Here is a 23,793-nt window from a genome sequence, read left to right on the forward strand (position 1 = left end):
CCAAGCTCGACTCGGGCGACACCGCCTGGATGCTGACCTCCACGCTGCTCGTGATCCTCATGGCCCTGCCGGGTCTGGCGCTGTTCTACGGCGGGCTCGCGCGCTCGAAAAACATGCTGTCGGTGCTGGTGCAGGTGTTCGTGGTCTTTGCGCTGGTCAGCGTGCTGTGGGCGCTGTACGGCTACAGCCTGGCCTTTGGCGGCGAGGGCCGCTTCTTCGGCGACCTCAGCAAAGCGTTTTTGAAGGGCATGGCGCCCGACACGCTCTCGGGCGCGCTGCCGACCATCCCCGAATACGTGTTCGTCGCCTTCCAGTCCACCTTCGCCGCCATCACGGTGGCGCTGATCGTCGGCTCGTTTGCCGAGCGCATGAAGTTCGCCGCCGTGCTGGTGTTTGCCGTGCTGTGGTTCAGCTTCAGCTACGTCCCGATCGCGCACATGGTCTGGGGCGGCGGCCTGCTGGCCAAGCACGGCGCGCTCGACTTTGCCGGCGGCACCGTGGTGCACATCAATGCCGGCGTCGCGGGCCTGGTCGGCGCCTACCTGGTCGGCAAGCGCATCGGCTTTGGCAAAGAGGCCCTGACGCCGCACAGCCTGACACTGACCATGGTGGGCGCCTCGCTGCTGTGGGTCGGCTGGTTCGGCTTCAATGCCGGCTCGGCGGGCGCGGCCAATGGCGTGGCGGGCCTGGCGTTCATCAACACCCTGCTGGCCACGGCGGCCGCCACGCTGGCGTGGCTGGCGGGCGAAGCGCTGCACAAGGGCAAGGCCTCGATGCTGGGCGCAGCCTCGGGCGCGGTCGCCGGCCTGGTGGCGGTAACGCCGGCGGCCGGCTTTGTCGGCCCGATGGGCTCCCTTGTGATCGGTGTGGCCGCCGGCCTGGTCTGCCTGTGGGGTGTGGGCGGGCTCAAGAAGATGCTCGGGGCCGACGACGCCTTCGATGTGTTTGGCGTGCACGGCGTGGGCGGCATCGTCGGCGCGCTGCTCACGGGCGTGTTTGCCGCGCAAAGCCTCGGCGGCACGGGCGGCCCCACGCCCGAGAGCTTCGCGATGGGCGCGCAGGTCTGGGTCCAGGTCCAGAGCGTGCTGCTGACCATCGTCTGGTCGGGCGTGGTCTCGGTGGTCGCCTACAAGGTGGCCGACCTGCTGCTGGGCCTGCGCGTGCCCGAAGACGAAGAGCGCCAGGGCCTGGACATCACCTCGCACGGCGAGACCGCCTACACGCGCTGAGCACGCCAGCGGCGCCGCACCCGGCGCCCACCCGAGGCCCGCCCTGCTTGCACGGCGGGCCTTTGGCCTGGATGGCCGACCGCAGAGCGCTGCGGCAGGCCGTGCGGGGAATAATGGTTGGCTGCGCAAGGCTGCAGGAGGGCAAGCACATGGCATGGAACGTGGTGGGCAGTGAAGTCTGCGAACTGGGCGAGTCGCCGTTCTGGCAGGCCGGCGAGCAGCGCCTGTACTGGGTCGACATCGCCGGGCGCGCCGCGCTGCGCGCCGACCCGGCCACCGGCGCCACCGAGCGCTGGCCGCTGCCGGCCGAGCCCGGCTGCATGGCGCCGGCGCGCACTGCGGGCCAGGCCAGCGGCTGGGTGCTGGCGCTGCGCGACGGCATCTACCGCGCGCCGCACTGGGGCGGCGCGCTGCACCGCATCGCGCGCCTGCCCTACGACCCGGCGCACGAGCGCGCCAACGACGGCAAGTGCGACCCGTTCGGGCGCTTCTGGGTCGGCACGCGCGATGAGCGGCCCGGCGGCGGGCACGCGGCGATGTACTGCATCGACGCGCGCCACGGCCCGGCGCAGGTGCAGACGCTGTGGGGCGGCGCCAGCACGCTCAACGGCCTGGGCTGGTCGCCCGACCAGCGCACGCTCTACAGCGCCGACACGCCCACGCACCGCATCGAGGCGCGCGATTGGGACGGCGAGCGCAACGCGCTGGGACCGGCGCGCACGCTGCACCAGTTCGCGCCCAAGTCGGTCAATTGGCAGCCGGGCACGGCCGGCTACGGCGGCCGCCCCGACGGCGCCGCCGTCGATGTGCAGGGCAACTACTGGTGCGCGATGTACGAGGGCGCGCGCGTGCTGCAGCTCTCGCCTGCGGGCGCGGTGCTGCAGAGCATCGCCACCCCCGTGGCCTGCCCGACCATGGTCTGCCTGGGCGGGCCCGAGGGGCGCACGATGTTCGTCACCACGGCGCGCCAGGGCCGCCCGGAGGATGAACTGGCACGCACGCCGCTGGCCGGCCGCGTGCTGGCGCTGGCGCAGCCAGTGGACGTGCCGGGCCTGCCGGTGCAGGCGTTCGAGGACGCTGCTGCAGCGGCCCAAGAGCCGGTTTGACATGTCAAAAAAGAGAGCTGCCAGCGATTGCTGCATCAGCGTCAGAGCACGATTGGACTTGAAATCTGGAGGGCCCATGCCATGGCTGAACTGCTGAGCTTGCGGCGCGTGAACGACGGCGTGGTGGCGGTCTTTCTGGCCAGCGGCGCGCCGGTCGGCCACCTCAAGTGGATCTCCGGCGTGTGGAAGTTCAAGGCCCTGGGCTACGAAGACACGGAGCTGGTGCCCGGCGGCGGGCCGCTGACGGCGCAGCACAACCGCACGTTCGCGCTGCTGGACGCAGCGCAGATCAGCGCCGCGCTGCTCGCGCAGTAGAGTCCCGGGGCACGCCGGCCCGCGCTTTGCGGCCGCCGCCCACCCGCGCAGCGGGCGCCTTCCTACACCCGCGGGCGCGGCAACGGGCTGTGATGGGCCCAGGTTTCCCTGCGACCCAAGAGCGCCCGCGCGCCGTCCCCTCCATGCCTGCTTCTGCCTCCGCTTTGGTTCCTGTGCCCGCCCCTTCCGTGGCTGTGCGCGATGCGCCGGCGCCCCCGGCGCACGCACCCGCGCCCGGCAGCCGCCTGCCCGGCGGGCTGGTCTATGTCGACCGCCGCATGCCGGGCCTGCAGCGCGTGCGGCGCGCAGAGGGGTTTGGCTACCGGCAGCCCGACGGCCGCTGGCTGACGGATGCGCAAGAGATCGATCGCATCCGCCGCCTCGCCATTCCGCCGGCCTACACCGAGGTCTGGATCTGCCCGCTGCCGCACGGCCACCTGCAGGCCACCGGGCTCGACGCGCGCGGGCGGCGCCAGTACCGCTACCACCCCGACTGGCGGCGGCTGCGCGACGGCGGCAAGTTCGAGCGCATGCGCGCGTTCGGCCAGGCGCTGCCGCGCATCCGCGCGCGCGTGGCGCGTGACCTGGCGCCGCGTCGCAGCCCGCCGCTGGCGCGCACGCGGGTGCTGGCAGCCATCGTGCGGCTGCTCGATACCACCTGCCTGCGCGTGGGCAACGAGGAGTATGCGGCCAGCAACCACTCGTATGGCCTGACCACGCTGCGCGCGCGCCACGCCGACGTGCGCGGCAGCACGCTGCGGCTGCGCTTTCGCGGCAAGAGCGGCGTGCCGCAGAGCGCCACGCTCGACGACCCGCGCGTGGCCCGCCTGGTGCGCCGCTGCCAGCAGCTGCCGGGGCAGGAGCTGTTCCAGTACGAGGACGCCGACGGCGCGCTGCACACGGTGGGCTCGGGCGATGTCAACGACTACCTGCGCAGCATCACCGAGCGCAGGCCGCGCAGCGCTGCTGGCGGCGACGGCGCGGGACTGCCGGCCGCCGCGCCGCCCGGCGCGGACAGCCCGCATTTCACGGCCAAGGACTTTCGCACCTGGCACGGCACGGTGCAGGCGCTGGAACTGACGCGCCTGGCCTGCACGCAAGCGGCCGCAGACGCCCAGGCCTGGACGGCGCGCCAGATTCTGGTCGAGGTGGCGCGCCAGCTGGGCAACACGCCGACGGTCTGCAAGAAGTCGTATGTGCACCCGGCCGTGCTGGAGCTGGGCGAGCGCCTGGCCTCGGATGCGGGGCCGGGCATGCAGCGGGTCTGGGAGCGCATCGGCGGCGCCGCGTCGCCGCGTGGGCTCAGCGCGGCGGAGCGGCGGCTGCTGGCGTTTTTGCGGCGGCCGGGGACGGGCAAGGCGGGGAAAGCGCCGGCGAAGCGGGGCAAGGGCGGGGCGCGCGGTTGAAGGGGTTTCCCTTTTGCTGCGCCTGCCTCTGTGTGCCAATTGCTCCTTTTTATATAGCTTCTGGCGCTGATGTGGTAAGGGTTTGAAGCCATTTTGGCTTCGGTTCGGTGGCGGATGGTGGCGCTCGGGTCGCATTCCAGGGCTTGGATAGCGTGTGCGGGTTCTGCCGCTGCGCTGGTTGCCGGCTTGGAAGGCCGGGATGTGCGCCCGGCGGCGCAGTAACTTTCTTTCGCTTCGCCGAAAGAAAGTCACCAAAGAAAGGGCGACCCCACTGTCCGTGTCCCCTGCGCTGCGCTACGGGGCAACCTGCGGTGCTCGCGCCGGGCGGGGTCCGCGCAAACTCGCGCTACGCGCTCAAACAGCGCGCGGCCCTTTTTCCGCCCGGCGCTGCGCTCCTCGGCACGGGCAGAGGGGCGGGGGAGCGCGACAGCCAACAGCCACCCGGGCCATCGCTGCGCTCGGCCGGGGCGACCGCGCGCCGCTTTGCTCATGCGCGCCGTGCAGAAAATTCACGCGCTCCGTGCGGGGTGCGGGCTTACCATTCCAAGCATGGACACCGTTCTTTCCCAGATCACCGACCTCGTGCGCGAGGCCGCCACGCACCAGACTGCGCTGCGCATCCGAGGGGGCGGCAGCAAGGATTTTCACGGCGGCGTGGCGCTGCGCAGCGAGGTGCTCGACACGCGCGCCTACACCGGCATCGTCAGCTACGAGCCCAGCGAGCTGGTGGTCACGGCGCGCGCCGGCACGCCTTTGGCCGAGCTCGAAGCCGCCCTGGCGGAAAAGCACCAGTGCCTGCCGTTCGAGCCGCCGCACTTCGGCCCCGGCGCGACGGTGGGCGGCATGGTCGCGGCGGGCCTGTCGGGCCCGGCGCGCGCCAGCGTGGGCGCGGTGCGCGACTTCATGCTCGGCGTGCAGCTGCTCAACGGCCGCGCCGAGCACCTGACCTTCGGCGGCCAGGTGATGAAGAACGTCGCCGGCTACGACGTCTCGCGCCTCATGGCGGGGGCCTGGGGCACGCTGGGCGTGCTGACCGAGGTCAGCATCAAGGTGCTGCCCGTGGCGCCGGCCGAGGCCACGCTGCGTTTTGCCTGCGGCCAGGCCGAGGCGCTCGCGCGCCTGCACGCCTGGGGCGGCCAGCCGCTGCCGCTCAACGCCAGCTGCTGGGTCGAAGACGCGGGCGTGGGCCAGCTCTATGTGCGCCTGCGCGGCGCGGTCGCCGCGGTCGAGTCCGCCTGCAAGACCCTGGGCGGCGAGCGCCTGGACAACGCGGCCGTGGCCGCCGACTGGACCGCCTGCCGCGAGCAGCAGCTGCCGTGGTTTGCCGAGCGAGCGCAGGCGCCGCAGCCGGGCCTGGACCTGTGGCGCTTGTCGGTGCCGGCCACCGCGCCGGTGCTGGCGCTGCCCGCCGGCGTGGCGCCGCCGCTGGTCGAGTGGCACGGCGCGCTGCGCTGGGTGCAGGCGCCGCGCGCGCGCGCCCAGGCGCTGCACGACGTGGCCGCGCAGGTGGGCGGAAGTGCTACTCTTTTCAGAGCTTCAGACGCAGGCACAGAAAGCGCTGAGGCCGTTTTTGGCCCCAAGAATGCCGCGCTGGAAAAGATCCAGGCGCGGCTGCGCCAGGCGTTCGACCCGGCCGGCATCTTCAACCCCGCACGCGGGGCAGCGTTGGGCTAGCGGCATGCGGCGGTTGCGCCACCTCACCGGACGCCACCGCACGTCGTCCACCAACCGCACGCTGGGCCTGCTGCTGGCCTTCAACGCGGGCGCGGTGAACGCGGGCGGGTTTCTGGTCGTGCACCTGTACACCTCGCACATGACGGGTTTCCTGTCGCTGCTGGCCGACAACCTGGTGCTGGGCAACATGGCCCTGGTGCTCAGCGCCGTGGGCACGCTGTGGGCCTTTTTGTCGGGCGCGGGCACCACGGCCATCCTGGTCAACTGGGCGCGCAGCCACCGCCTGCGCAGCGGCTTTGCGCTGCCGCTGCTGCTCGAAGCCGTGCTGATGCTGCTGTTTGGCCTGGTGGGGGCCGTCACGCTGACCTGGCACACCGTGTTTGCGGTGCCGCTGACGGTGCTGCTGCTGGCGTTCATCATGGGCCTGCAGAACGCGGTGGTGACCAAGATGTCGGCGGCGCAGATCCGCACCACGCACATGACGGGCGTCATCACCGACCTGGGCATCGAGATGGGCAAGATGTTCTACTGGAACCGCAGCGGCGTCCCGGCCGAAGGCCAGGTGCGCGCCAACCACGCGCGCATGCGCCTGTACGCCAGCCTGCTGGCCATGTTCACGGCCGGTGGCGTGGTCGGCGCGGCCGGCTTCAAATACGTCGGCTTCGTCTGGGTGGTGCCGCTGGCGGCCATCATCCTGGCCCTGTCGCTGCCGCCCCTGGCCGCCGACGCAGGCCGCCTGCGCGCCCTCTGGCGCCTGCGCCAGGCGCTGCGCGCCAAAAACAAGCACACCGTGCAAGACAGCCTCTGAGCCCTGCCGCCCGGCTTTCCTTTTTCACACCCCGACGACCACCATGCAAACCCAGCTTGCTCCCCAATTCCAGGGCACCGACGATGGCCGCGAAGCCGAAGCCATCCTGCGCAAATGCGTGCACTGCGGCTTTTGCACCGCCACCTGCCCGACCTACCAGCTGCTCGGCGACGAGCTCGACGGCCCGCGCGGGCGCATCTACCTGATCAAGCAGGTGCTCGAAGGCCACACGCCGACGCGCAGCACCCAGCTGCACTTGGACCGCTGCCTGACCTGCCGCAACTGCGAAACCACCTGCCCCAGCGGCGTGCAGTACGGCCACCTGGTCGACATCGGCCGCAAGCTCGTCGACGAGCAGGTGCCGCGCCCCCTGGGCGAACGCGCGGCGCGTTGGGCGCTCAAGGAGGGCCTGAGCTCGCCGCTGTTCGCACCCGCCATGCAGCTCGGCCAGGCGGTGCGCGGCCTGTTGCCCGCCGGCGTGCGCGCCAAGGTGCCCGCGCCCGGGCCGGCCGGCGCCTGGCCCAGGCGCGAGCATGCGCGCAAGGTGCTGCTGCTGGCCGGCTGCGTGCAGCCGAGCATGGCGCCGGGCATCAACAGCGCCACCGCGCGCGTGCTCGACGCAGTCGGCATCCAGACCGTCATCGCGCCCGAGGCCGGCTGCTGCGGCGCCGTCAAGTTCCACCTCAACGACCAGGCCGGGGGCCTGGCGCAGATGCGCGCCAACATCGACGCCTGGTGGCCGCACGTGGACAGCGGCGCGGTGGAATGCATTGCCATGAACGCCTCGGGCTGCGGCGTCACCGTGAAGGAATACGGCCACCACCTGCAGCACGACCCGCAGTACGCGGCCAAGGCGGCGCGCATCAGCGCGCTCACGCGCGACCTCTCCGAGCTGCTGCCCGACATCGTGCCGCTGCTGCAGGGCAAGCTCGCGCACGTGCCGCAAGGCGTCATCGCCTTCCACCCGCCGTGCACGCTGCAGCATGGCCAGCAGCTGCGCGGCGGCGTCGAGCAGCACCTGCGCGCGCTCGGCTTCGACGTGCGCGTGGCGCTCAACGAGTCGCACCTGTGCTGCGGCTCGGCGGGCACCTATTCGGTGCTGCAGCCCGCGCTATCGCAGCAGCTGCGCGAGCGCAAGCTGGACCACCTCGCTGCACTGGAGCCCACCGTCATCACCTCGGCCAACATCGGCTGCATCACCCATCTGCAAAGCGGCACCGCGATACCCGTGCGCCACTGGGTGCAGGTGCTGGCCGACGCGCTCGCGGTGTAGAACGGCCCATACCGCGTGCCCGTGCGCCTTCCCGTTGCCGGCCACCGCAACGGCTGCTGACAGGCCGCTGCGCCAAGGCTGGCATGATTGAGGGTTTTGTTGACCCCCACCAGCCCTGCCATGACCGACTCCGTGCCCGATCCCGACCCGACCGCCGCGCCTGCTGCCCCCGAAGGCGCGGCCGCCCCTTCGGTGCCCGCGAACGCCCCCGCCAGCGACGCTGGCACGCCCCGGCCCGCGGGCGCATCGCGCCGCGGTGGGCGCAACCGCCGCAAGGGCGCCGGCCCGGCGGGCGCTGCGGCGCCGCAGGCGCCAGACGCTGCCGCTGCCAAAGCGCCACGCGGCCCGCGCCCGGTGCCGCCGACGCTCGAGAAGCTTGCCGAGCTGTACCCGCAGCTGTTCGGCGCGGTGTTCCTGCCGCTCAAGCGCGGCGTCTTCCAGGACCTGCTGGCCGCCCACCCCGAGGTGTTTGAGCGCGAGGCACTCAAGCTCGCGCTGGGCATCCACACGCGCTCCACGCGCTACCTGCAAAGCGTCGCCGCCGGCCAGCAGCGCCACGACCTGCAAGGCCAGCCCGTCGAAGCCATGGCGCCCGAGCACATCCACCAGGCGCTCGTGGAAGTGCACCGCCGCCGCCAGGGCCGCAGCGGCGAAGACCTGCTGCCCAAGCTGCGCGCGCGCATCGTCGCCAACATCGAGGCCAGCGGCCTCTCGCGCGAGGACTATGCCGAGCGCGTGCGCTCGCGCGACGATGCCGCCAACGGCCTGCTCGACGAGGCGCTGGCCGAGCTGGCCGCCAAAAGGGCGCGCGAAGAAGCCCTGCTGCGCACCTTCGAGGCCAGCGGCAAGGCGGTGGAAGAGTTTGCCGACATGTACGGCATGGACCCGCGCACCGTGGCGCGCACGCTGCACAGCGCGCGCAGCCGGGCAGCGGCGGCCGCGCCGCCAGCAGCCCCCGCCGCCGAGGTGAGCGAGTTGCCGGTGGCGCCTGCGGACCCTGAGGCGCTATAAAAAAAGGACTGCAAGCGCTGGCTGGGGCAGCGCTGCAGCCCGATGGGGCATCAAAGCGGGGTGGCCGCCGGCGCTACAGCCAGCCCGCCTTGCGAAAGCGCCAGTACAGCAGCACCCCGGTGGTGAAGATCACCGACAGCGCGACCGGGTAGCCGTACCGCCAGTGCAACTCGGGCATGCCCGTAAAGTTCATGCCCCAGATGCCCGCCAGGGCGGTCGAGGCGGCAAAGATCGCGGCCCAGGCGGCCAGCCGCTTGGTGGTTTCCGACTCCTCGATCGTCACCATCGACAGGTTCACCTGGATGGCCGTGCCAATGGTGTCGCGCACGGCATCGGTGGCGCCGCTGATGCGCGTGACGTGGTCGTGCACATCGCGAAAATACTCCTGCACCCCGGCGCACACGCTGGGCACGCGCCCGCCGTGCAGTTTGCCCAGCACGTCGAGCAGCGGCACCACCGCATGGCGCAGCGCGCCCGTGCGGCGCTTGAGGTCATAGAGCCGTTCGATGTTGCCGCGCGCCGCGCCGCGCGTGAAGATCTGCTCCTCCACGCCTTCGAGCCCGGACTCGAAGCCATCGAGCACCGGAAAGTAGCGGTCGACCACGGCGTCCATCAGCGCATACAGCACGAAACCGGCGCCGTTCTTGAGCAGCTCGGGCTCGCGCTCGCAGCGCTCGCGCACGTCCTGAAAGCCGTGCGCGCTGTGGCTGCGCACCGAGAGCACAAAGTTGGGCCCGGCAAACACCGCCAGCTCGCCGAGCTGCTCGTCGCTGCCCTCCTGCAGGGCCGGGCCGAGCAGGTGCATGACGACAAACACCATGCTGCCGTACTCCTCGATCTTGGGGCGCTGGTGGCCCTTGCGCGCGTCCTCCACGGCCAGCTCGTGCAGGCCGAATTCTTCCTGCATCTGCGTCAGCTCGTCGGCACCAGGGTCCTGCAGCGCCACCCAGACAAAGCAGCCGGGGCGGGCCAGCCAGTCGCTGATGTCGTCCATGTGGATGTCGGCGAGCTTGCGGCCGTTCTCGTAAGCCACGCAGTTGATGATCATGTTGGCGGTAGGGGCGAAGGGGTTGCGGGAGGATGGCCGAGGGCAAGGGCGGCGCAGCGCGCCGTCAGGCGGCCAGCGCCGCCTCGATGTCGGCTGCAAGCCTGGCGGGCGCGTCCTGCGGCGCATAGCGGCGGATGACGCGGCCGTCGCGGCCCACGAGGAATTTGGTGAAGTTCCACTTGATGGCCTTGCTGCCCAGCAGGCCCGGCGCCTCGGCCGTGAGCCAGCGGTAGAGCGGGCTTGCGCCCTCGCCGTTGACCTCGATCTTGGCCATCATCGGAAACTCGACGCCGTAGTTGCGCTGGCAGAAGCTGGCGATCTCGCCGTTGCTGCCCGGGTCCTGATGGCCGAACTGGTTGCACGGAAAGCCCAGCACCACCAGGCCCTGGCCGGCGTACTGCTGGTGCAGCGCCTGCAGCCCGGCCAGCTGTGGCGTGAAGCCGCAGGCGCTGGCGGTGTTGACGATCAGCAGCACCCGGCCCTCGAACTGCGCCAGCGGCACGCGCTGGCCGTCGATGCGCTGGGCTTCAAAGTCGTAGATGCGGTCCATGGCGGGCTCCTGTGGGGGGCGACCGGCCATGGTAGCGGCTCAGTGCGCCGCAGCGCGGCGGTGCGGCAGGATGGCCAGCAGCGCGGCCAGCAGGATCAGCGCGCCACCGGCCAGCGTGCGCGGCGCCAGCACGGTGGCCGCGAGCAGCCACGAGGACGCGCTGGCGAACACCACCTCGCTGAGCATCACCAGTGCCGTGGTGCCGGCGGCCAGGCGCGAGGCGCCAAACTGCAGCGCATGGTTGCCCAGCCAGAAGGCCAGCGCCAGCCCGAGGGCCACCAGCGCCCAGCCCAGGGCCAGGGCAGGCGGCGCCGTGACCACGCCGGCCGCCAGGCCCAGGCCGGCGCTGATCGCGGCCATCAGCGCGCCGCCGCCGAACATCGCCAGCATGCGCGCCGGGCCCGGCACCTGGCGCAGGCGCCGCAGCGTGACGTTGGTGAGCGCGAACGTGAAGCCGCCGCACAGCGCCAGCAGGTCGGCGCCCGACAGGCCCGACGCGAACTGCGCCAGCGTGGCGCCCGACAGGCCCGACGCGAACTGCGCCAGCGTGGCGCCCGGCGGCAGCACCACCAGCGCCACGCCGGCGAATGCCAGCACCAGCCGCAGCACGGCCAGGCGCGTGGGCGCCTCGCCCAGCCCCTTCCAGGCCAGCAGCACCGACCAGGCCGGCATCAGATAGAACAGCAGCACCACGCGCACCACGTCGCCCACGGTCACCGCCCAGTTGAAGCACACGTTGGTCAGCCCCGAGGCCAGCGCCAGCAGCCACAGGCCGCGGTGCGGCAGCGCCAGCCGCAGCACGCCCGGGCGCAGGGCCAGCAGCGAGGCCAGCGCCAGCCCGTACATCAGCGCCGTGGCCCACAGCGGGTGCAGGCCGGCGCCGTGCAGGGTGCGGAACGGCCACCACGACAGACCCCACACCAGCGCGTTGAACAGCAGGGCCAGGACCGGAAACAAGGAATGCATGGAATAGGGCTCAAACGCTTGCTGTGCAAGCGCTGCAAGCTATCAAAACAGGAGTTTTGCCGGCCGGACTGGAGGTGGCTGGGAAAGACACCGCAGGGGGCACTGCGCGCCGGCGCCGTGCTAGTGCAGGTGGTCGTGGCGCGCGATGCGGATCAGGTGCGCGACCTCTTCGCCGTGGTGCGCACAATTGTGCAGGTGCCAGCGCCGGATCAGCCACATCGCGCCCGCCACCACCAGGCCGAACACCGTGATGGCGCCGAACACCGACAGCCCCAGCTTGAGCGACAGGCTGTAGAGCGCGCCCAGCCCCAGGATGGCCGCCTGCTCGTTGAAGTTCTGCACCGCGATCGAGCGGCCCGCGCCCATCAGGTTGTGGCCGCGGTGCTGCAGCAGCGCGTTCATCGGCACGACGAGGAAGCCGCCCAGCCCGCCCAGCAGGATCAGGAACGGGATCGCCAGCCAGAGGGTGTCGATGAACACCATCAGGATCAGCAGCAGGCCCATCGCGATGCCCAGCGGAATCACGCGCGTGGCCATGTCCAGGCGCATGCGCATCGACGCCAGCACCGCGCCCACGGCGGTGCCGATGGCGACCACGCCGGTCAGCGCCGACGCCTGCGTGGTCGAGTAGCCCAGCGCCACCGCGGCCCAGGCCAGCACGATGAACTTGAGGTTGCCGCCCGCGCCCCAGAACAGCGTGGTGGTGGACAGCGAGATCTGGCCGAGCTTGTCGCGCCAGAGGCGGCCGTTGCAGGTCCAGAAGTCGGGCAGCAGCGCCAGCGTGTTGGCCAGCACGCTGTGCTGCGGGTTCTGGCGCAGCGGGCGCATCTCGACCCCGGTGTGGGGAATGCGCAGGTTGAACCAGGCGGCCACCGCGTACACCAGGATGAGCGTGGCAATGGCCGCGTCGGCGGGGCTGTCGATGCCGGTGTCGATGAGGGGCACGTCGATGGCCAGCAGCATTTGCGACAGGTGGTGCCCGACCAGCTGCCCGCCCAGCAGCACGCCCAGGATGATCGAGGCAATCGTCAGCCCCTCGATCCAGCCATTGGCCTTGACCAGCTGCGAGGCCGGCAGCAGTTCGGTCAGGATGCCGTACTTGGCCGGCGAGTAGGCCGCCGCGCCCAGGCCCACGACGGCGTAGGCGATCAGCGGGTGCGAGCCGAACAGCATCATCAGGCAGCCGACGATCTTGATGGCATTGCTCACGAACATCACGCGGCCCTTGGGCAGGGCGTCGGCGAAGGCGCCCACGAACGGCGCGAGGACGACATAGAACAGCGCGAACATCGGCACCAGGGCGGCACGCTGCCACTCCGCGGCCCCATTGGTGCGGAGCAGTTCCACGGCGGCTACGAAAAGGGCATTGTCTGCCAGCGAGCTGAAAAACTGCGCCGACATGATGGTGTAAAAGCCGCGCTTCATCGAATGGCTGCAAGTCCATCAGCTGCGCTGATGGTCTGGTAAATGTGGAACCCCGGAACGAGTGACTGGCGGTTATATCACGCGCCTTCCGCGGGGCGATGCCAGAATCATGGGCATCTTCCCTGACGCTTCCGCCATGCCCCGCCCCATCCACGCCCGCATCCACACCGCCGCCCTGCAGCACAACCTGGCACGGGCGCGCCGCGCCGCGCCCGATGCCAAGGTGTGGGCCGTGGTGAAGGCCAACGCCTACGGCCACGGCATCGAGCGCGCGTTCGACGGCCTGCGCGGCGCCGACGGCTTTGCGCTGCTCGACCTCGACGAGGCCGAGCGCGTGCGCCGCCTGGGCTGGCGCGGGCCCATCGTGCTGCTCGAAGGCGTGTTCGAGCCGCGCGACCTGGAGCTGTGCTCGCGCCTCTCGCTGTGGCACGCCGTGCACTGCGACGAACAGATCGACATGCTGGCCGCGCACAAAACTCAGGTGCCGCACCGCGTCTTTCTCAAGATGAACTCGGGCATGAACCGGCTGGGCTTCACGCCGCAGCGCTTTCGCAGCGCCTGGGCGCGCCTGAACGCCCTGCCCCAGGTCGATGAGATCTCGTTCATGACCCACTTCAGCGATGCCGATGGCGCGCGCGGCATCGCCCACCAGGTGGCGGTCTTCAACGCCGCCACGCAGGACCTGCCCGGCGAGCGCACGATCTGCAACAGCGCCGCCACGCTGCGCCACGGCCTCGATGCGCAGGTGCGCGGCGACTGGGTGCGCGCCGGCATCGTGCTCTACGGCAGCGCCCCCGACCACCCCGAACACACCGCGGCCCACTGGGACCTGCAGCCCACGATGACGCTGGCCACGCGCCTCATCGGCACGCAGCAGCTGCAGGCCGGCGACACCGTCGGCTACGGCTCGCGCTTCACCGCAGACGGCCCCACCACGATCGGCGTGGCCGCCTGCGGCTATGCCGACGGCTACCCGCGCCACTGCGACACCGGCACGCCGGTGCTGGTGGGCGGCGTGCGCACACGCCTGGTCGGCCGCGTCAGCATGGACATGGTCACCGTGGACCTGAACCCCGTCCTCGCCGCCGGCGTGGACGCCGGCATCGGCAGCGAAGTCACGCTGTGGGGGCGCGCCCAGAGCGGCGCCGTCCTGCCGATCGACGAAGTGGCCCAGGCTGCGGGCACCGTCGCCTACGAACCCATGTGCGCGCTCGCGCCGCGCGTGCCGGTGGCGGCAGACTGACCACCCGCCCCCGCGGCACTGCCGCGACGGCAGGCCCACGGCAGCGTTGATTTGCTCCTTTTCCAGGAGCTGCAAACGCTGGATGGATCTGCACTAGGGGCTGTTTTGCCTGTTTTTGGTGGCGCCGACGAGCGCCCTGCGCGGCCCGCGTGGCCCGCGCCAAGGTGACGCGCGCCGCAAAGGCGCGCATACTCAAATCCATGCGTCCGAGCCTGTCGACCCTTGCGCCGCTGTCGGTGGCGCTGTTGTGCGCCCTTGCCGCGGGCCCGGCGCGGGCGCAGGAGCGCTTGCCCGAGAGCAGCTTGGCGGCCAGCCTGCGCGAGCAGGCCATCGCCTACGAACACGGCGAAGGCGTGGCGCGCGACCCGCTGCGCGCGGCCGCCCTGTACTGCACGAGCGCGCGGCTGGGCGACATGCTGGCCCAATACAACCTCGGATGGATGTACGCCCACGGGCGTGGCGTGGCGCGCGATGATGCGACGGCGGCGTTCTTCTTCCACGCCGCCGCCGAGCAGGGGCTCGATGTGGCCACGCGCATGCTGCAGGTCGTCGGCGGCACCACCGGCGAGGTGCCCGAGTGCATGCGCCCGCCGCCGGCACCGCCCGCGCCGGTCGAGGCGGCCGGGCCCGGCGTTGACTACCAGGCGACGGCGCCGCGCAAGATCGTGGCTCTGGTGCTCAAGATGGCGCCGCAGTACCAGGTCGAGCCGCAGCTGGCGCTGGCCATCATTGCTGCCGAATCCAACTTCAACCCGCAGGCGCTGTCGCCCAAGAACGCGCAGGGCCTGATGCAGCTGATTCCCGAGACCAGCGAGCGCTTCAACGTCAAGAACCCCTACGACCCGGCGCAGAACCTCCGCGGCGGCCTGAGCTACCTGCGTTGGCTGCTGGCCTACTTCGAGGGCGACGTGGCGCTGGTGGCCGCCGCCTACAACGCCGGCGAGGGCAAGGTCGAGCGCTACCGCGGTGTGCCGCCCTACCTCGAAACGCGCGCCTACGTGCAGCGCATCTTGAAATCGGTCGGCGCTGCCGCACACCCGTTCGACCGCCGCGTGACGCAGCCCTCGCCGGTGCTGGGGCGCATCAGAACGGTGGCGCAGCCCCTTCCCGCGCCCGCGCGGGGGCGCATCCGCGTGGTGCTGCGCGGGCCCGGATAGACCGTGCCCCCGTTCCAGGGTCCCTGGGCGCTGCGCGCCCGGTCAGCGCCGGGCGGTCTCTGGGCGCTGGAACTGCCGCGCCACGAACGTCCAGACCAGGCGCGTGGCATCGGGCCCCGCGGCATCGCTGAACGCCAGCTTGGCGCCGCCGCCGCTCCAGGCGTGGCCCAGCCCCTCGATCTGGCACAGCGACACCTGGACCTGTCCCTCGCGCCGGTAGTCGGTCACGCGCATGGGGTAGCGCTGGCCGCGCTGCAGCGTGCGCTCGGGGCCCGGCGCAGCGCCCGAGGCCAGCGCCCAGATGGCTGCGCTGGTGCGCGCATTGCTGGCCGCGACCACATGGTCGGCCTCGCCGTGGATCACCAGCAGCGGCGGCAGGTCCAGGCCCAGGCCCGCGGCATTCCGCAGCTGGCCTACCGCGTGTGCCGCCCGGGCGACGCCGCGCTGCCCGCGCATCGCGCCCAGCGCCGTGGCCGGGGAATGGGCGAGGCCGGGTGAAACCCCCGAATGCATGGCCACGGCCTGAAAGCGCGCCGGATAGCGGCTGGCCAGCAGGGCCGCCATGCTGGCGCCGGCCGACAGGCCCACCACGGCGACGCGCTGGCGGTCGGCCGCGTGCCACAGGATCACCTGCTCGAGCAGCACCATCAGGGTCGCTGCCTCGGCCAGCGCCTTGCCCGAGCGCAGTTCAAACCAGTTCCAGCAGCCCTGCGCCTGGGCCAGACGGTCCTGCTCGGGGTAGAGCACCAGGCAGCGCTCGCGCGTGGCCACGCGGTTCATGCGCGTGCTCGCGGCAAAGTCGCGCCCGTGCTGGCCACAGCCGTGCAGCATCACCAGCAGCGGCAGCTTCTCGCCCGGCTGCAGCACCAGCCCGGCCGGCCTGAAAAGGTGGTAGCGGCGCACCCCGGCAGGGCCGACGGCGGTGCCGCTGAGCCAGTCGCCCGCCCCCGGCGGGGGCTTGTGCTGCTGGGCCACCGCCCGCTGCACCTGGGCGGCCACTTTTTTGCCATTGCGCAGCGTCGCCCGGGTCAGCGCCTGCAGGTTGCGCTGCGTGGCGCGCGTGAGCGTGGCGGCAAGGCGGGAGGCGGCAGAGCGGCGGGGCATGGGGTGGGTGGACAGCGGCGATGCATTCATCATGCTGCACTGCAGCATTTTGCGCTTGTAGGCGGAGGCCTCGATCGGGGTCATGCCTGCGGCAGACCATGCCGCCCTGCTTGCGCACGCACGCCGCTTCCTCGCGCTGGTGCGCTTGCCGGCGCCTTCGCACCGTGGTGTCGGGCAGCGCCTCAGGCGGCTGGGGGCGCCGCGCCGCCGCCCAACCACGTCAACCCCGGGGGCAGCGCTTCGCCGAAGCTGCGCCGCTGGTCGGCCTCGTCGAGCTGCACGGCCTCGCGCACCAGCGTGGCCCAGCTGTGCGGCGCGCGCGCGGCGACCAGGCGCTGCGCGACCGCTTCGCGCAGTGCGGCCGGCAGGTCGCGCGCCCGGTCGCCGCTCATGCGGGCGATCTGGGTGGCGGCGAAGGCCGCGGGCTCGACCGCCTTCCAGTCGAGCGCGAGCAGCGCCGCGAGCCACTCGCTGGCCAGGTCGGCGGGCACGACGGTGTGGGCGCTGCCATACAGCGGCACGCGCGCGCCGATGCGGCCCAGGGCCCACCAGGTTTGCGGGTTCTCGCCAGGGCGCTGCAGGCGCTCGAGCACCCAGCGACCGGTGTCGCTGCGGTGCGCCACGGGCACTTGTTCGAGCAGCGCGGCCAGGCGCACCATGTCGTCGTAGCTGCCCTGCACCGGGTCCTTGGCGCGCTTGCCGGCGTCGCAGTCTTCGAGGTGGCCGGCCAGGGTTTCGAGGATGTGCAGCTGCTGCGCCTCGCCCAGGCCCCCGGCTGCGCGGCGCCACAGCGTCCACCACTCCGACCAGTTGCGGCTCTCGGCGGTGTACTGGATGCCCTGGTCGAACAGCTCCCAGACCTGCTCGATGCGCCAGGCGTCGAGCGGCGCGCCCAGGCCGGGGCGCAGGCAGTAGCCGGCAAGGTTGAGCCACACGCGCTCGTGTTCGGCGCTGCGCCGGCGCCGGCGCGCGCGCGCCCACAGGGCGTCGAACAGGGTGCGCAGCAGCGGCAGGCTCCAGGTCTCGCGCGCGCCCAGCAGGCGCTCGAGCGCGCTGCGCAGCTGGCGCACTTCGCGGGCGTCGGGCTTATCGGCCGGGGTGCCGAAAATGCGCTCGATCAGCGCCACGGCCTCGGCCACGCGCTGGTGCGGGGCAGCGTCGGGGAGGGCGGTGCCGGCGCCCGTGTCACCCAGGGTGTCGGATGTGCCGGGCTCGCCGGCGCCGCTGCGCAGCTGGAACGCCAGCAGCCAGCGCTGCGCCGGGTCGCTCACGCTGGCGCAGTGCATCTCGAGTGTGCCGACCTCGGTCATGGTCGCGCTGAGTTGCACCGTGACGTCGGCGCGGCGCCGGCCCTCGGGTGCGGGCAGCACGGTCTCAATGGGCGGCAGCCGCACGAAGGCGGGCGCGTCGGCGTCGGCCTCGGTGCCGGTGCCGGTGGGCGCGGCGGCGTCGAGGTCCACCAGGTCGCCGGCCTGCCACGGCCTGTCGTCGGCCGATGCCACCAGGTGAAAGCGCACCGCCTGTCCGAGGCGCAGGGCAAAGTGGTGCTGGGCCAGCGGCACCTCGGTGCCGGTGTCGGTGCCGCGCGGCAGCACGCAGAGGGCGCGGCCCTGTCCGTGGCGCCCGTCGAGCACCAGGAAGTAGCTGCGTGCGGCGCCGCCGCCGACGCCGCGCGCCAGCTCGGGCACGCGCGCAGCGCGCACCAGCGCATAGGCGACGGCGCCGCGCGCCACAGCCACGTCGGGGTCGGCGTTGTGCAGCACGCGCACCGGTGCGCCGCGCCACCGCGCGAGCACGCTCTCGAGCCGATCCGCCAGCGCCGGCGCGCGGAACACGCCGCCGTTGAGCAGCAGGGTGTCGGGCACGGGCAGGGCGCTGGGGTCGGTGCCTTCCGCGGCCGGCGGGCCCAGCGCCGCGCGCGCGGCCGCCGCGTGGCGCGCCAGAAACGCCGCCAGGTGGCGCGTGATGGCCGGGTCGGCCGGGTAGGGCAGGCCGAACTCGACCAGGCCGCTGCTGCGCCGCCGCGGCCGCTCGCTGGCCGCCTGCTGCGGCACGAAGCCGTCGACCACCAGCTGCTGGACCTCGGCGCGCGTGAGCGTGGCCGAGCGCGCGCCGCCCACGAGGCGCGCGCCCGCGCCCAGCAGCGTGACGCTGGTGCGCTCGGGGCCATCGGACGCGAGCAGCAGCTCCTTGGCCGCGCGGCAGCGCTGCACCAGCTGCGAAAAGCGCGCCGCCGGCAGTCTTTCGCCGGCTTCGGTCAATTCGCGCTCGGCGCGGTGCGCCAGCGCCAGGTCCATGTTGTCGCCGCCGAGCATCAGGTGGTCGCCGACGCCGATGCGCGTGAGCACCGGCGGCGCGGTGGGGTCGCTGGCATCGCGTTCGACGCGGATCAGCGTCAGGTCGGTGGTGCCGCCGCCCACGTCGCAGACCAGCACCAGGCGCGCCTGCGCCAGCGCATCGGCCCAGTGGTGGCGCTCGCGGTAGAGCCAGTCGTGGAAGGCGGCCTGGGGCTCTTCGATCAGGCGCAGGCGCGGCAGACCGGCCAGGCGCGCGGCCTCCAGTGTGAGTGCGCGCGCACCTTCGTCGAACGACGCGGGCACGGTGAGCACGATGTTCTGCTGCTCCAGCGGGTCGTGCGCAAAGCGCGCATTCCACGCCGCGCGCACATGCGCCAGATAGCTGGCGCTGGCCTGCAGCGGCGAAATCTTCGGCACCTCGTCCGCTGCGCCCCAGGGCAGGATGGCGGCCGTGCGGTCCACGCCGGGGTGCGACAGCCAGCTCTTGGCGCTGGCCACCAGCCGGCCCGGCGCCTGGCTGCCCAGGTCGCGCGCGTAGCGGCCTATCACCGCGGGCGGTGTGTCGGCCCCGCCTTCGAGCGCCACCGGCCAGGGCAGCTGCAGGTCGGCCGCGGCCAGCTCACCGGGCGCCGGGTGGTAGCGCACCGAGGGCAGCAGCGCCGGCGCCGCGACCTCGCCCGGCGCCACCAGCTGGGCGATCGGCAGCAGGTGGATGGCGCCATCGCCCGCCTCGGCCACCCCGCCCCCTTCGGCGGCCACCGCGTGGGCCGCGTAGGCGACCACGGTGTGGCTGGTGCCGAGGTCGATGCCGACGGTGTAGCGCGCGCTCACAGCGGGCTCAGGGGTGGGCGGCAGGTGCGTCGCCGCGCACGTCGAATTCGACCTTCCAGCGCTCATCGGCCGAAGCGCCGTCGCTGCCCACGGGCAGGGCTTCGAGTTCGAGCGTGCCGGTCTCGGTGATGCGCGCATGCAGCTGCACGCGCACGACCTCGCCGACGGCGCGGCCCTGCGCGGGCAGCGTGGCTTCGATCTCCTGCAGCTCGTGCAGCTCGTCGGGGCCCCAGAAGTCAAGCAGCGTGCCGACCTGGTCCTGGCGGCGCACCGACGAGCCGAAGAAGCGCAGCCGCACCGGCTCGCCGACGACCAGGCCGAACTCCTGCGCGGGCAGGCCCGCGTCCGTGCCTTCCTCCATGCCGAACGGCGCCAGGCACAGCGCCTGGATCGGCGGCGCCAAGCCCGGAATCGCGGGCATCGACGATTCGACGGCCACGTAATAGGCCTGCGCCGTGCCACCGCGGATGCGCACGCCGCTGCCGCGGCGCACGTAGCCGTAATAGGCCGCGCCGCGCGCCACCGCCAGGTCCAGGTCGGCGCCGCCGAGCAGGCGCGCGGGCGCTGCGCCCTCGGCCGCGAGCCAGCCGTTGAGCACGCCGAGCAGCCGCTCGGCGATCAGCGCCGACTTGAGCACGCCGCCGTTGAACAGCACGGCCGTGGGGTGCAGGAAGCTGGCGCCGTCCGCGCCCGCGTCGGCGGCGCCGCCAAAGCCTGCGATCTCGGCAGTGGCGCCGCGCTGGCGCGACAGGAAGGCCGCGAGGTGGCGCGTGACGGCGGCGTCCTGCGCATACGGCAGGCCCAGCTGCGTGAGCGCGCCGCGCGCACGGCTGTGCGGCTGGTCGGACACGGCGGCGGGCGGAAAGAAGCCCTCCAGCAGCGTCTGCGTGAGTTCTTCGCGCGTGACCTCGGTGCGGATGCTGGCGCCGATCAGCTTGGCGCCGCGGCTGGGCACGACCACCGGCACGGCCGCGAGCGCGGCGTCGGCCAGCAGGGTTTCCTTGGCGCCGCGGCAGGCATGGGCCAGCGCGCGCGTCTGCCACGGGTCGAGCTGCGTGCCCTGCGCGGCGAGCTTACGTGCCACGCCATAGGCCAGCGCCAGGTCCATGTTGTCGCCGCCGAGCAGGATGTGGTCGCCCACGGCAATGCGCTGCAGCGCCAGGTTGCCATCGCGCTCCAACACGGCGATCAGCGACAGATCGGTGGTGCCGCCGCCCACGTCGACCACCAGGATCACGTCGCCGCGCTGCACGTCCTTGCGCCACTGGCCGCTGCTGCGCTGGATCCAGCTGTAGAGCGCCGCCTGGGGTTCTTCCAGCAGCGTCAGCGGGCCAAAGCCGGCGGCCTGCGCGGCCTCGGCCGTGAGCTCGCGTGCGGCCGGGTCGAACGAAGCCGGAATCGTGACCGTGACGTCCTGCGCGTCGAACGGGGCCTCGGGGTGCTGCGCGTTCCAGGCGGCGCGCAGGTGTGCGAGGTAGCGTACCGAGGCTTCGAGTGGCGAGATGCGCGCCACTTCGGGCGGCGCCTCGGCGGGCAGGATGGCGCCGCGCCGGTCCACGCCCGGGTGGCACAGCCAGCTCTTGGCGCTGGCGACCAGCCGGATCGGCGTGGCCGCGCCGCGCGCGCGCGCAAACTCGCCGACGGCAAAGTCCTGCGCCGGCGCCCAGGGCAGCGCCAGGTCGCCCGGCGCGAGTTCGCTCGCGTGCGGCAGGTAGATGAACGACGGCAGCAGCGCCTTGTCCTGCACCGCGCCGGGGCCCGTGAGCTGGGGCAGCTGCAGCACGCCCTGCACCACGTTTTCGCCGTCGCTGGCCTCTGTGTCGACCCACGACAGCGCGCAGTGCGTGGTGCCCAGGTCGATGCCCAGCGTGTAGCGCGCGGCGCTCACAGCTCCACCTCTGCCTGGGCGACAACCGCGGCGTCGTGGCCCGGGGCCAGTTGCGGCAGCTGGCTGCCCGTGACGCGCCAGCCGCGGTGGCCCAGCGTGCCGGTGAACGGCGCCTGGCCGACGACGTTGCCGGTCAGGCGCACGGCGGCAGCATCAAAGCCGGCGGGCAGCGTGATGCGGCTGCCCTCGACTTCGCTGCGCACCGGTGCGATCTGGAAGTGCTCGCGCAGCACCTTGCGGCAGCCTTCGTGCACCACGCGCCCGGCCGCGCCGATGTCGGCGTCGCTGTAGGCGGCGATGTCTTCCTCGACGAAGTCGACAAAGCGCGCCTCACGCTGCAGCAGGCCGAGCAGCTGCAGCGCGGCGGTGTCCGGTGCCGCCTGCACGGCGGGCTGGGGCGCCGGAGAGGGCGCGGCCGCAGGCACGGGCGCTGCTGGCGGCTGGGCCGGCAGAGCGCCGGCGCGCAAACGTGCCACCTCGGCGGCGAACTCGGGCCGCGCCAGGATGGAGAAAAAGCTGCTCACGGCGAGCGCGATGCGGCTCAGCAAGGAGGGATGGGGTGGGGTCATGGAATGCCAACGGTGTGGGGAATCGGGAAGGCCGGGGCGGTGGCGCGTGCACGGGCGCGGGGCCGGGCCGGCGAGGATGCCATGGTACCGAAACCGCCTCTTGCACGGTGGATCAGGGCATTTGATGCTATTCAATCAATAGCCGCATGCGCTTTACCCATCAGCGTTTGAGGCCGATTCCATGCTTTTTTGTGCCGCCCCAGTGCGCCGGCCCCGCGCGGGCCGCGGCGCTGCCCCGGGCGCCTACGCAGCACTGCGTAAGGGAATACGTGAGCAAGTGTAACGAAGCTGTGCCCTAGAGTGGCTTCGTGCTTGGCATGCGGCCAGGCCGTGTCTTTTTTGGAGAAGCTTCCAATGGCAGTGTCCCCCGCGATCAACCGTTCTGTGGCACGCCGCGTGACGTTCCTGGCCATGGCCCTGGTGGCGCTGGTGCTGCTGCTGGTCGGGCTGGCGATGGCGGTGCTGACCGAGCGCAGCACGCGCGCCCAGGTCGTGCGCAGCGTCGGCGACACCGCGCAGAGCGTCGCGCAATCGCTGGACGCGGCCGATGCGACCAACCGCGAACTGGTGCAGCGCACCATGAAAGGCTTCCAGCGCTATTTCGAGCCCACCATGGAGCTCGACGAGGCCACGGGCGAGCTGCGCAGCTTCGGCGCGCTGGTCAACGAGGACTATGGCCCGGTCGACAAATTCGCCACCGAGACCGGCGGCATCGCCACGGTGTTCGCCAAGCGGGGCGAGGACTTCGTCCGCATCACCACCTCGGTCAAGAACGCGCAGGGCGAGCGCGAGCTGGGCACGGCGCTGGAGCGCAGCGACGCGGCCTATGCGCGCGTGCGGGGCGGTGAGGCCTACGTCGGCCGCACCGTGGTGGGCGGCAAGCCCTACATGGGCTACTACCTGCCCGTCAAGAGCCCGCAGGGCCAGCCGGTGGCCCTGCTGTTCATCGGCAACGACATCAGCGTGTTCGAGGCGATGTTCGAGAAACAGGTCGCGCAGACGCGATTCTTCGAGCACGGTGGCGTCTACGTGATCGACCCGCGCGCTTCGCTGGCCGAGGCCGTGTTCGTCGCCCACCCCACGGCGCGCGGGCAGAAGGTGCTCGAAGCCTTTGCCTCGGCGCGGCCGTTCTTCGAGGCGCTGGCCGCCGCCGAGGACGGCCTGGTGCGCGAGGCGGCGAGCGTGCGCAGCGCCGACGCGGCCCAGCCGTGGGCGCTGCTGCGCAAGACGGCGAGCGGCTGGTGGGTGGTGGCCGAGGTGCCCGACGGCGAAGCCATGGCCAGCCAGCACCAGATCACGCGGGCGGTGTGGGCCATGATGGCGCTGGCCGTGGCGCTGCTGGCCGTCGGCCTGTTCGTGGTGCTGCGCCGCGGCGTGAGCCAGCCGCTGCGCGAGCTCACCCAGGCCATCACCCAGGTGGCGCAGGGCGACCTGACCGAGGCCTTCCGCACCACGCGGCGCGACGAGATCGGCGCGCTAGTGCAGGAGGTCGAAGGCCTGCGCCAGCGCTACGTGCACATGCTGCAGCAGGTGCGCACCGCGGTGGACAGCATCACCACCGCCAGCGCCGAGATCGCCACCGGCAACCAGGACCTGTCCAGCCGCACCGAACAGACCGCCAGCAGCCTGCAGCAGACCGCGCAAAGCATGGAGCAGCTCACCGCCACCGTGCGCCAGTCGGCCGACGCGGCGCGCCAGGCCAACGCGCTGGCCGGCTCCGCCGCCGAGGTGGCCGCACGCGGCGGCCTGGCCGTGGGCCAGGTGGTCAGCACCATGGGCGACATCCACCACAGCTCGCGCAAGATCGCCGACATCATCGGCGTGATCGATTCGATCGCGTTCCAGACCAACATCCTCGCGCTCAACGCCGCCGTCGAGGCGGCGCGCGCGGGC

Annotated in this window: 19 protein-coding genes; 11 read left to right on the plus strand and 8 right to left on the minus strand. The window is 72.3% G+C overall.

The genetic code is table 11. The annotated features are described in order from the left end of the window. From amt to B2J86_RS11150, 8 genes are all read left to right on the plus strand, one after another. The coding region (gene amt, locus B2J86_RS11115; RefSeq protein WP_173025594.1) for an ammonium transporter at positions 1–1,229 on the plus strand (1,229 nt) is incomplete at its 5' end. 149 nt (positions 1,230–1,378) lie between these two features. Then, entirely contained in the window at positions 1,379–2,335 is a 957-nt protein-coding gene (locus tag B2J86_RS11120) for an SMP-30/gluconolactonase/LRE family protein (RefSeq protein ID WP_173025595.1), read from the plus strand. Between the two features lie 81 nt (positions 2,336–2,416). Next, on the plus strand, positions 2,417–2,650 hold the full coding sequence (locus tag B2J86_RS11125) for a hypothetical protein (protein ID WP_173025596.1): 234 nt from the start codon (positions 2,417–2,419) through the stop codon (positions 2,648–2,650). Between the two features lie 278 nt (positions 2,651–2,928). After that, positions 2,929–4,056: a DNA topoisomerase IB gene (locus B2J86_RS11130; protein ID WP_371736444.1), complete on the plus strand. Its 1,128-nt coding sequence runs from the start codon at positions 2,929–2,931 to the stop codon at positions 4,054–4,056. Positions 4,057–4,605: 549 nt separating this feature from the next. Then, a complete protein-coding gene (gene glcE, locus B2J86_RS11135; protein ID WP_173025598.1) occupies positions 4,606–5,730 on the plus strand; it encodes a glycolate oxidase subunit GlcE in 1,125 nt (374 codons plus the stop codon). Between the two features lie 4 nt (positions 5,731–5,734). Further along, positions 5,735–6,538, plus strand: coding sequence for a YoaK family protein (locus tag B2J86_RS11140; RefSeq protein WP_169638527.1), 804 nt, complete (start codon positions 5,735–5,737; stop codon positions 6,536–6,538). Positions 6,539–6,581: 43 nt separating this feature from the next. Next, a complete protein-coding gene (glcF, locus tag B2J86_RS11145) occupies positions 6,582–7,811 on the plus strand; it encodes a glycolate oxidase subunit GlcF (protein WP_169170745.1) in 1,230 nt (409 codons plus the stop codon). Between the two features lie 120 nt (positions 7,812–7,931). After that, on the plus strand, positions 7,932–8,822 hold the full coding sequence (locus tag B2J86_RS11150) for a ProQ/FINO family protein (RefSeq protein WP_173025599.1): 891 nt from the start codon (positions 7,932–7,934) through the stop codon (positions 8,820–8,822). A gap of 73 nt (positions 8,823–8,895) precedes the next feature. Here B2J86_RS11150 and B2J86_RS11155 read toward each other — a convergent pair whose 3' ends face one another. The 4 genes from B2J86_RS11155 to lplT form a co-directional block, all read right to left on the minus strand. After that, positions 8,896–9,870 carry a magnesium and cobalt transport protein CorA gene (locus tag B2J86_RS11155; protein ID WP_169637848.1) on the minus strand — a complete coding sequence of 325 codons (975 nt, stop codon included), beginning with the start codon at positions 9,868–9,870 and terminating at the stop codon, positions 8,896–8,898. A gap of 64 nt (positions 9,871–9,934) precedes the next feature. Continuing rightward, positions 9,935–10,420: a glutathione peroxidase gene (locus B2J86_RS11160; protein ID WP_169170138.1), complete on the minus strand. Its 486-nt coding sequence runs from the start codon at positions 10,418–10,420 to the stop codon at positions 9,935–9,937. A gap of 39 nt (positions 10,421–10,459) precedes the next feature. Beyond that, the gene (locus B2J86_RS11165; RefSeq protein WP_173025600.1) at positions 10,460–11,386 is read right to left on the minus strand and encodes a DMT family transporter; all 927 of its coding nucleotides are present in this window, start codon (positions 11,384–11,386) and stop codon (positions 10,460–10,462) included. Between the two features lie 120 nt (positions 11,387–11,506). Beyond that, positions 11,507–12,811: a lysophospholipid transporter LplT gene (gene lplT / locus B2J86_RS11170; RefSeq protein ID WP_169637854.1), complete on the minus strand. Its 1,305-nt coding sequence runs from the start codon at positions 12,809–12,811 to the stop codon at positions 11,507–11,509. A 136-nt stretch (positions 12,812–12,947) separates the two neighbouring features. On the opposite strand from lplT, the gene alr reads away from it, so the two are divergent. Further along, positions 12,948–14,054 (plus strand): alanine racemase, encoded by a 1,107-nt coding sequence (gene alr / locus B2J86_RS11175; protein ID WP_169170135.1) that lies wholly within the window; start codon positions 12,948–12,950, stop codon positions 14,052–14,054. Positions 14,055–14,254: 200 nt separating this feature from the next. Further along, the gene (locus B2J86_RS11180) at positions 14,255–15,211 is read left to right on the plus strand and encodes a lytic transglycosylase domain-containing protein (RefSeq protein ID WP_169637856.1); all 957 of its coding nucleotides are present in this window, start codon (positions 14,255–14,257) and stop codon (positions 15,209–15,211) included. Between the two features lie 42 nt (positions 15,212–15,253). Here the strand turns inward: B2J86_RS11180 and B2J86_RS11185 are convergent, their stop codons facing one another. From B2J86_RS11185 to B2J86_RS11200, 4 genes are all read right to left on the minus strand, one after another. Further along, entirely contained in the window at positions 15,254–16,315 is a 1,062-nt protein-coding gene (locus B2J86_RS11185) for a PHB depolymerase family esterase (protein ID WP_173025625.1), read from the minus strand. A gap of 182 nt (positions 16,316–16,497) precedes the next feature. After that, a complete protein-coding gene (locus tag B2J86_RS11190) occupies positions 16,498–19,509 on the minus strand; it encodes an Hsp70 family protein (protein ID WP_173025601.1) in 3,012 nt (1,003 codons plus the stop codon). Then, positions 19,451–21,331, minus strand: coding sequence for an Hsp70 family protein (locus B2J86_RS11195; RefSeq protein ID WP_169170132.1), 1,881 nt, complete (start codon positions 21,329–21,331; stop codon positions 19,451–19,453). The genes B2J86_RS11190 and B2J86_RS11195 overlap by 59 nt, the downstream gene beginning before the upstream one ends. Then, positions 21,328–21,900, minus strand: a complete 573-nt coding sequence (locus B2J86_RS11200) for a DUF2760 domain-containing protein (RefSeq protein WP_173025602.1) — start codon at positions 21,898–21,900, stop codon at positions 21,328–21,330. Before B2J86_RS11200 ends, B2J86_RS11195 begins: the two co-directional genes overlap by 4 nt. 354 nt (positions 21,901–22,254) lie before the next feature. Here B2J86_RS11200 and B2J86_RS11205 point away from each other — a divergent pair. After that, positions 22,255–23,793: Cache 3/Cache 2 fusion domain-containing protein (locus B2J86_RS11205; RefSeq protein ID WP_254068064.1), on the plus strand; the 1,539-nt coding region annotated here is incomplete at its 3' end.

It is taken from the genome of Acidovorax sp. SRB_14 (assembly GCF_012932145.1).
Taxonomy (GTDB): Bacteria; Pseudomonadota; Gammaproteobacteria; order Burkholderiales; family Burkholderiaceae_C; genus Simplicispira.

Coding starts and splice junctions, on each gene's coding strand:
- B2J86_RS11185 (WP_173025625.1), bottom strand. CDS start 16,315: ATGCCCCGCCGCTCTGCCGCCTCCCGCCTTGCCGCCACGCTCACGCGC.
- B2J86_RS11165 (WP_173025600.1), bottom strand. CDS start 11,386: ATGCATTCCTTGTTTCCGGTCCTGGCCCTGCTGTTCAACGCGCTGGTG.
- B2J86_RS11120 (WP_173025595.1), top strand. CDS start 1,379: ATGGCATGGAACGTGGTGGGCAGTGAAGTCTGCGAACTGGGCGAGTCG.
- B2J86_RS11155 (WP_169637848.1), bottom strand. CDS start 9,870: ATGATCATCAACTGCGTGGCTTACGAGAACGGCCGCAAGCTCGCCGAC.
- lplT (WP_169637854.1), bottom strand. CDS start 12,811: ATGAAGCGCGGCTTTTACACCATCATGTCGGCGCAGTTTTTCAGCTCG.
- B2J86_RS11140 (WP_169638527.1), top strand. CDS start 5,735: ATGCGGCGGTTGCGCCACCTCACCGGACGCCACCGCACGTCGTCCACC.
- B2J86_RS11190 (WP_173025601.1), bottom strand. CDS start 19,509: ATGAGCGCTGGAAGGTCGAATTCGACGTGCGCGGCGACGCACCTGCCG.
- B2J86_RS11160 (WP_169170138.1), bottom strand. CDS start 10,420: ATGGACCGCATCTACGACTTTGAAGCCCAGCGCATCGACGGCCAGCGC.
- glcF (WP_169170745.1), top strand. CDS start 6,582: ATGCAAACCCAGCTTGCTCCCCAATTCCAGGGCACCGACGATGGCCGC.
- B2J86_RS11130 (WP_371736444.1), top strand. CDS start 2,929: ATGCCGGGCCTGCAGCGCGTGCGGCGCGCAGAGGGGTTTGGCTACCGG.
- glcE (WP_173025598.1), top strand. CDS start 4,606: ATGGACACCGTTCTTTCCCAGATCACCGACCTCGTGCGCGAGGCCGCC.
- B2J86_RS11150 (WP_173025599.1), top strand. CDS start 7,932: ATGACCGACTCCGTGCCCGATCCCGACCCGACCGCCGCGCCTGCTGCC.
- B2J86_RS11125 (WP_173025596.1), top strand. CDS start 2,417: ATGGCTGAACTGCTGAGCTTGCGGCGCGTGAACGACGGCGTGGTGGCG.
- alr (WP_169170135.1), top strand. CDS start 12,948: ATGCCCCGCCCCATCCACGCCCGCATCCACACCGCCGCCCTGCAGCAC.
- B2J86_RS11180 (WP_169637856.1), top strand. CDS start 14,255: ATGCGTCCGAGCCTGTCGACCCTTGCGCCGCTGTCGGTGGCGCTGTTG.
- B2J86_RS11200 (WP_173025602.1), bottom strand. CDS start 21,900: ATGACCCCACCCCATCCCTCCTTGCTGAGCCGCATCGCGCTCGCCGTG.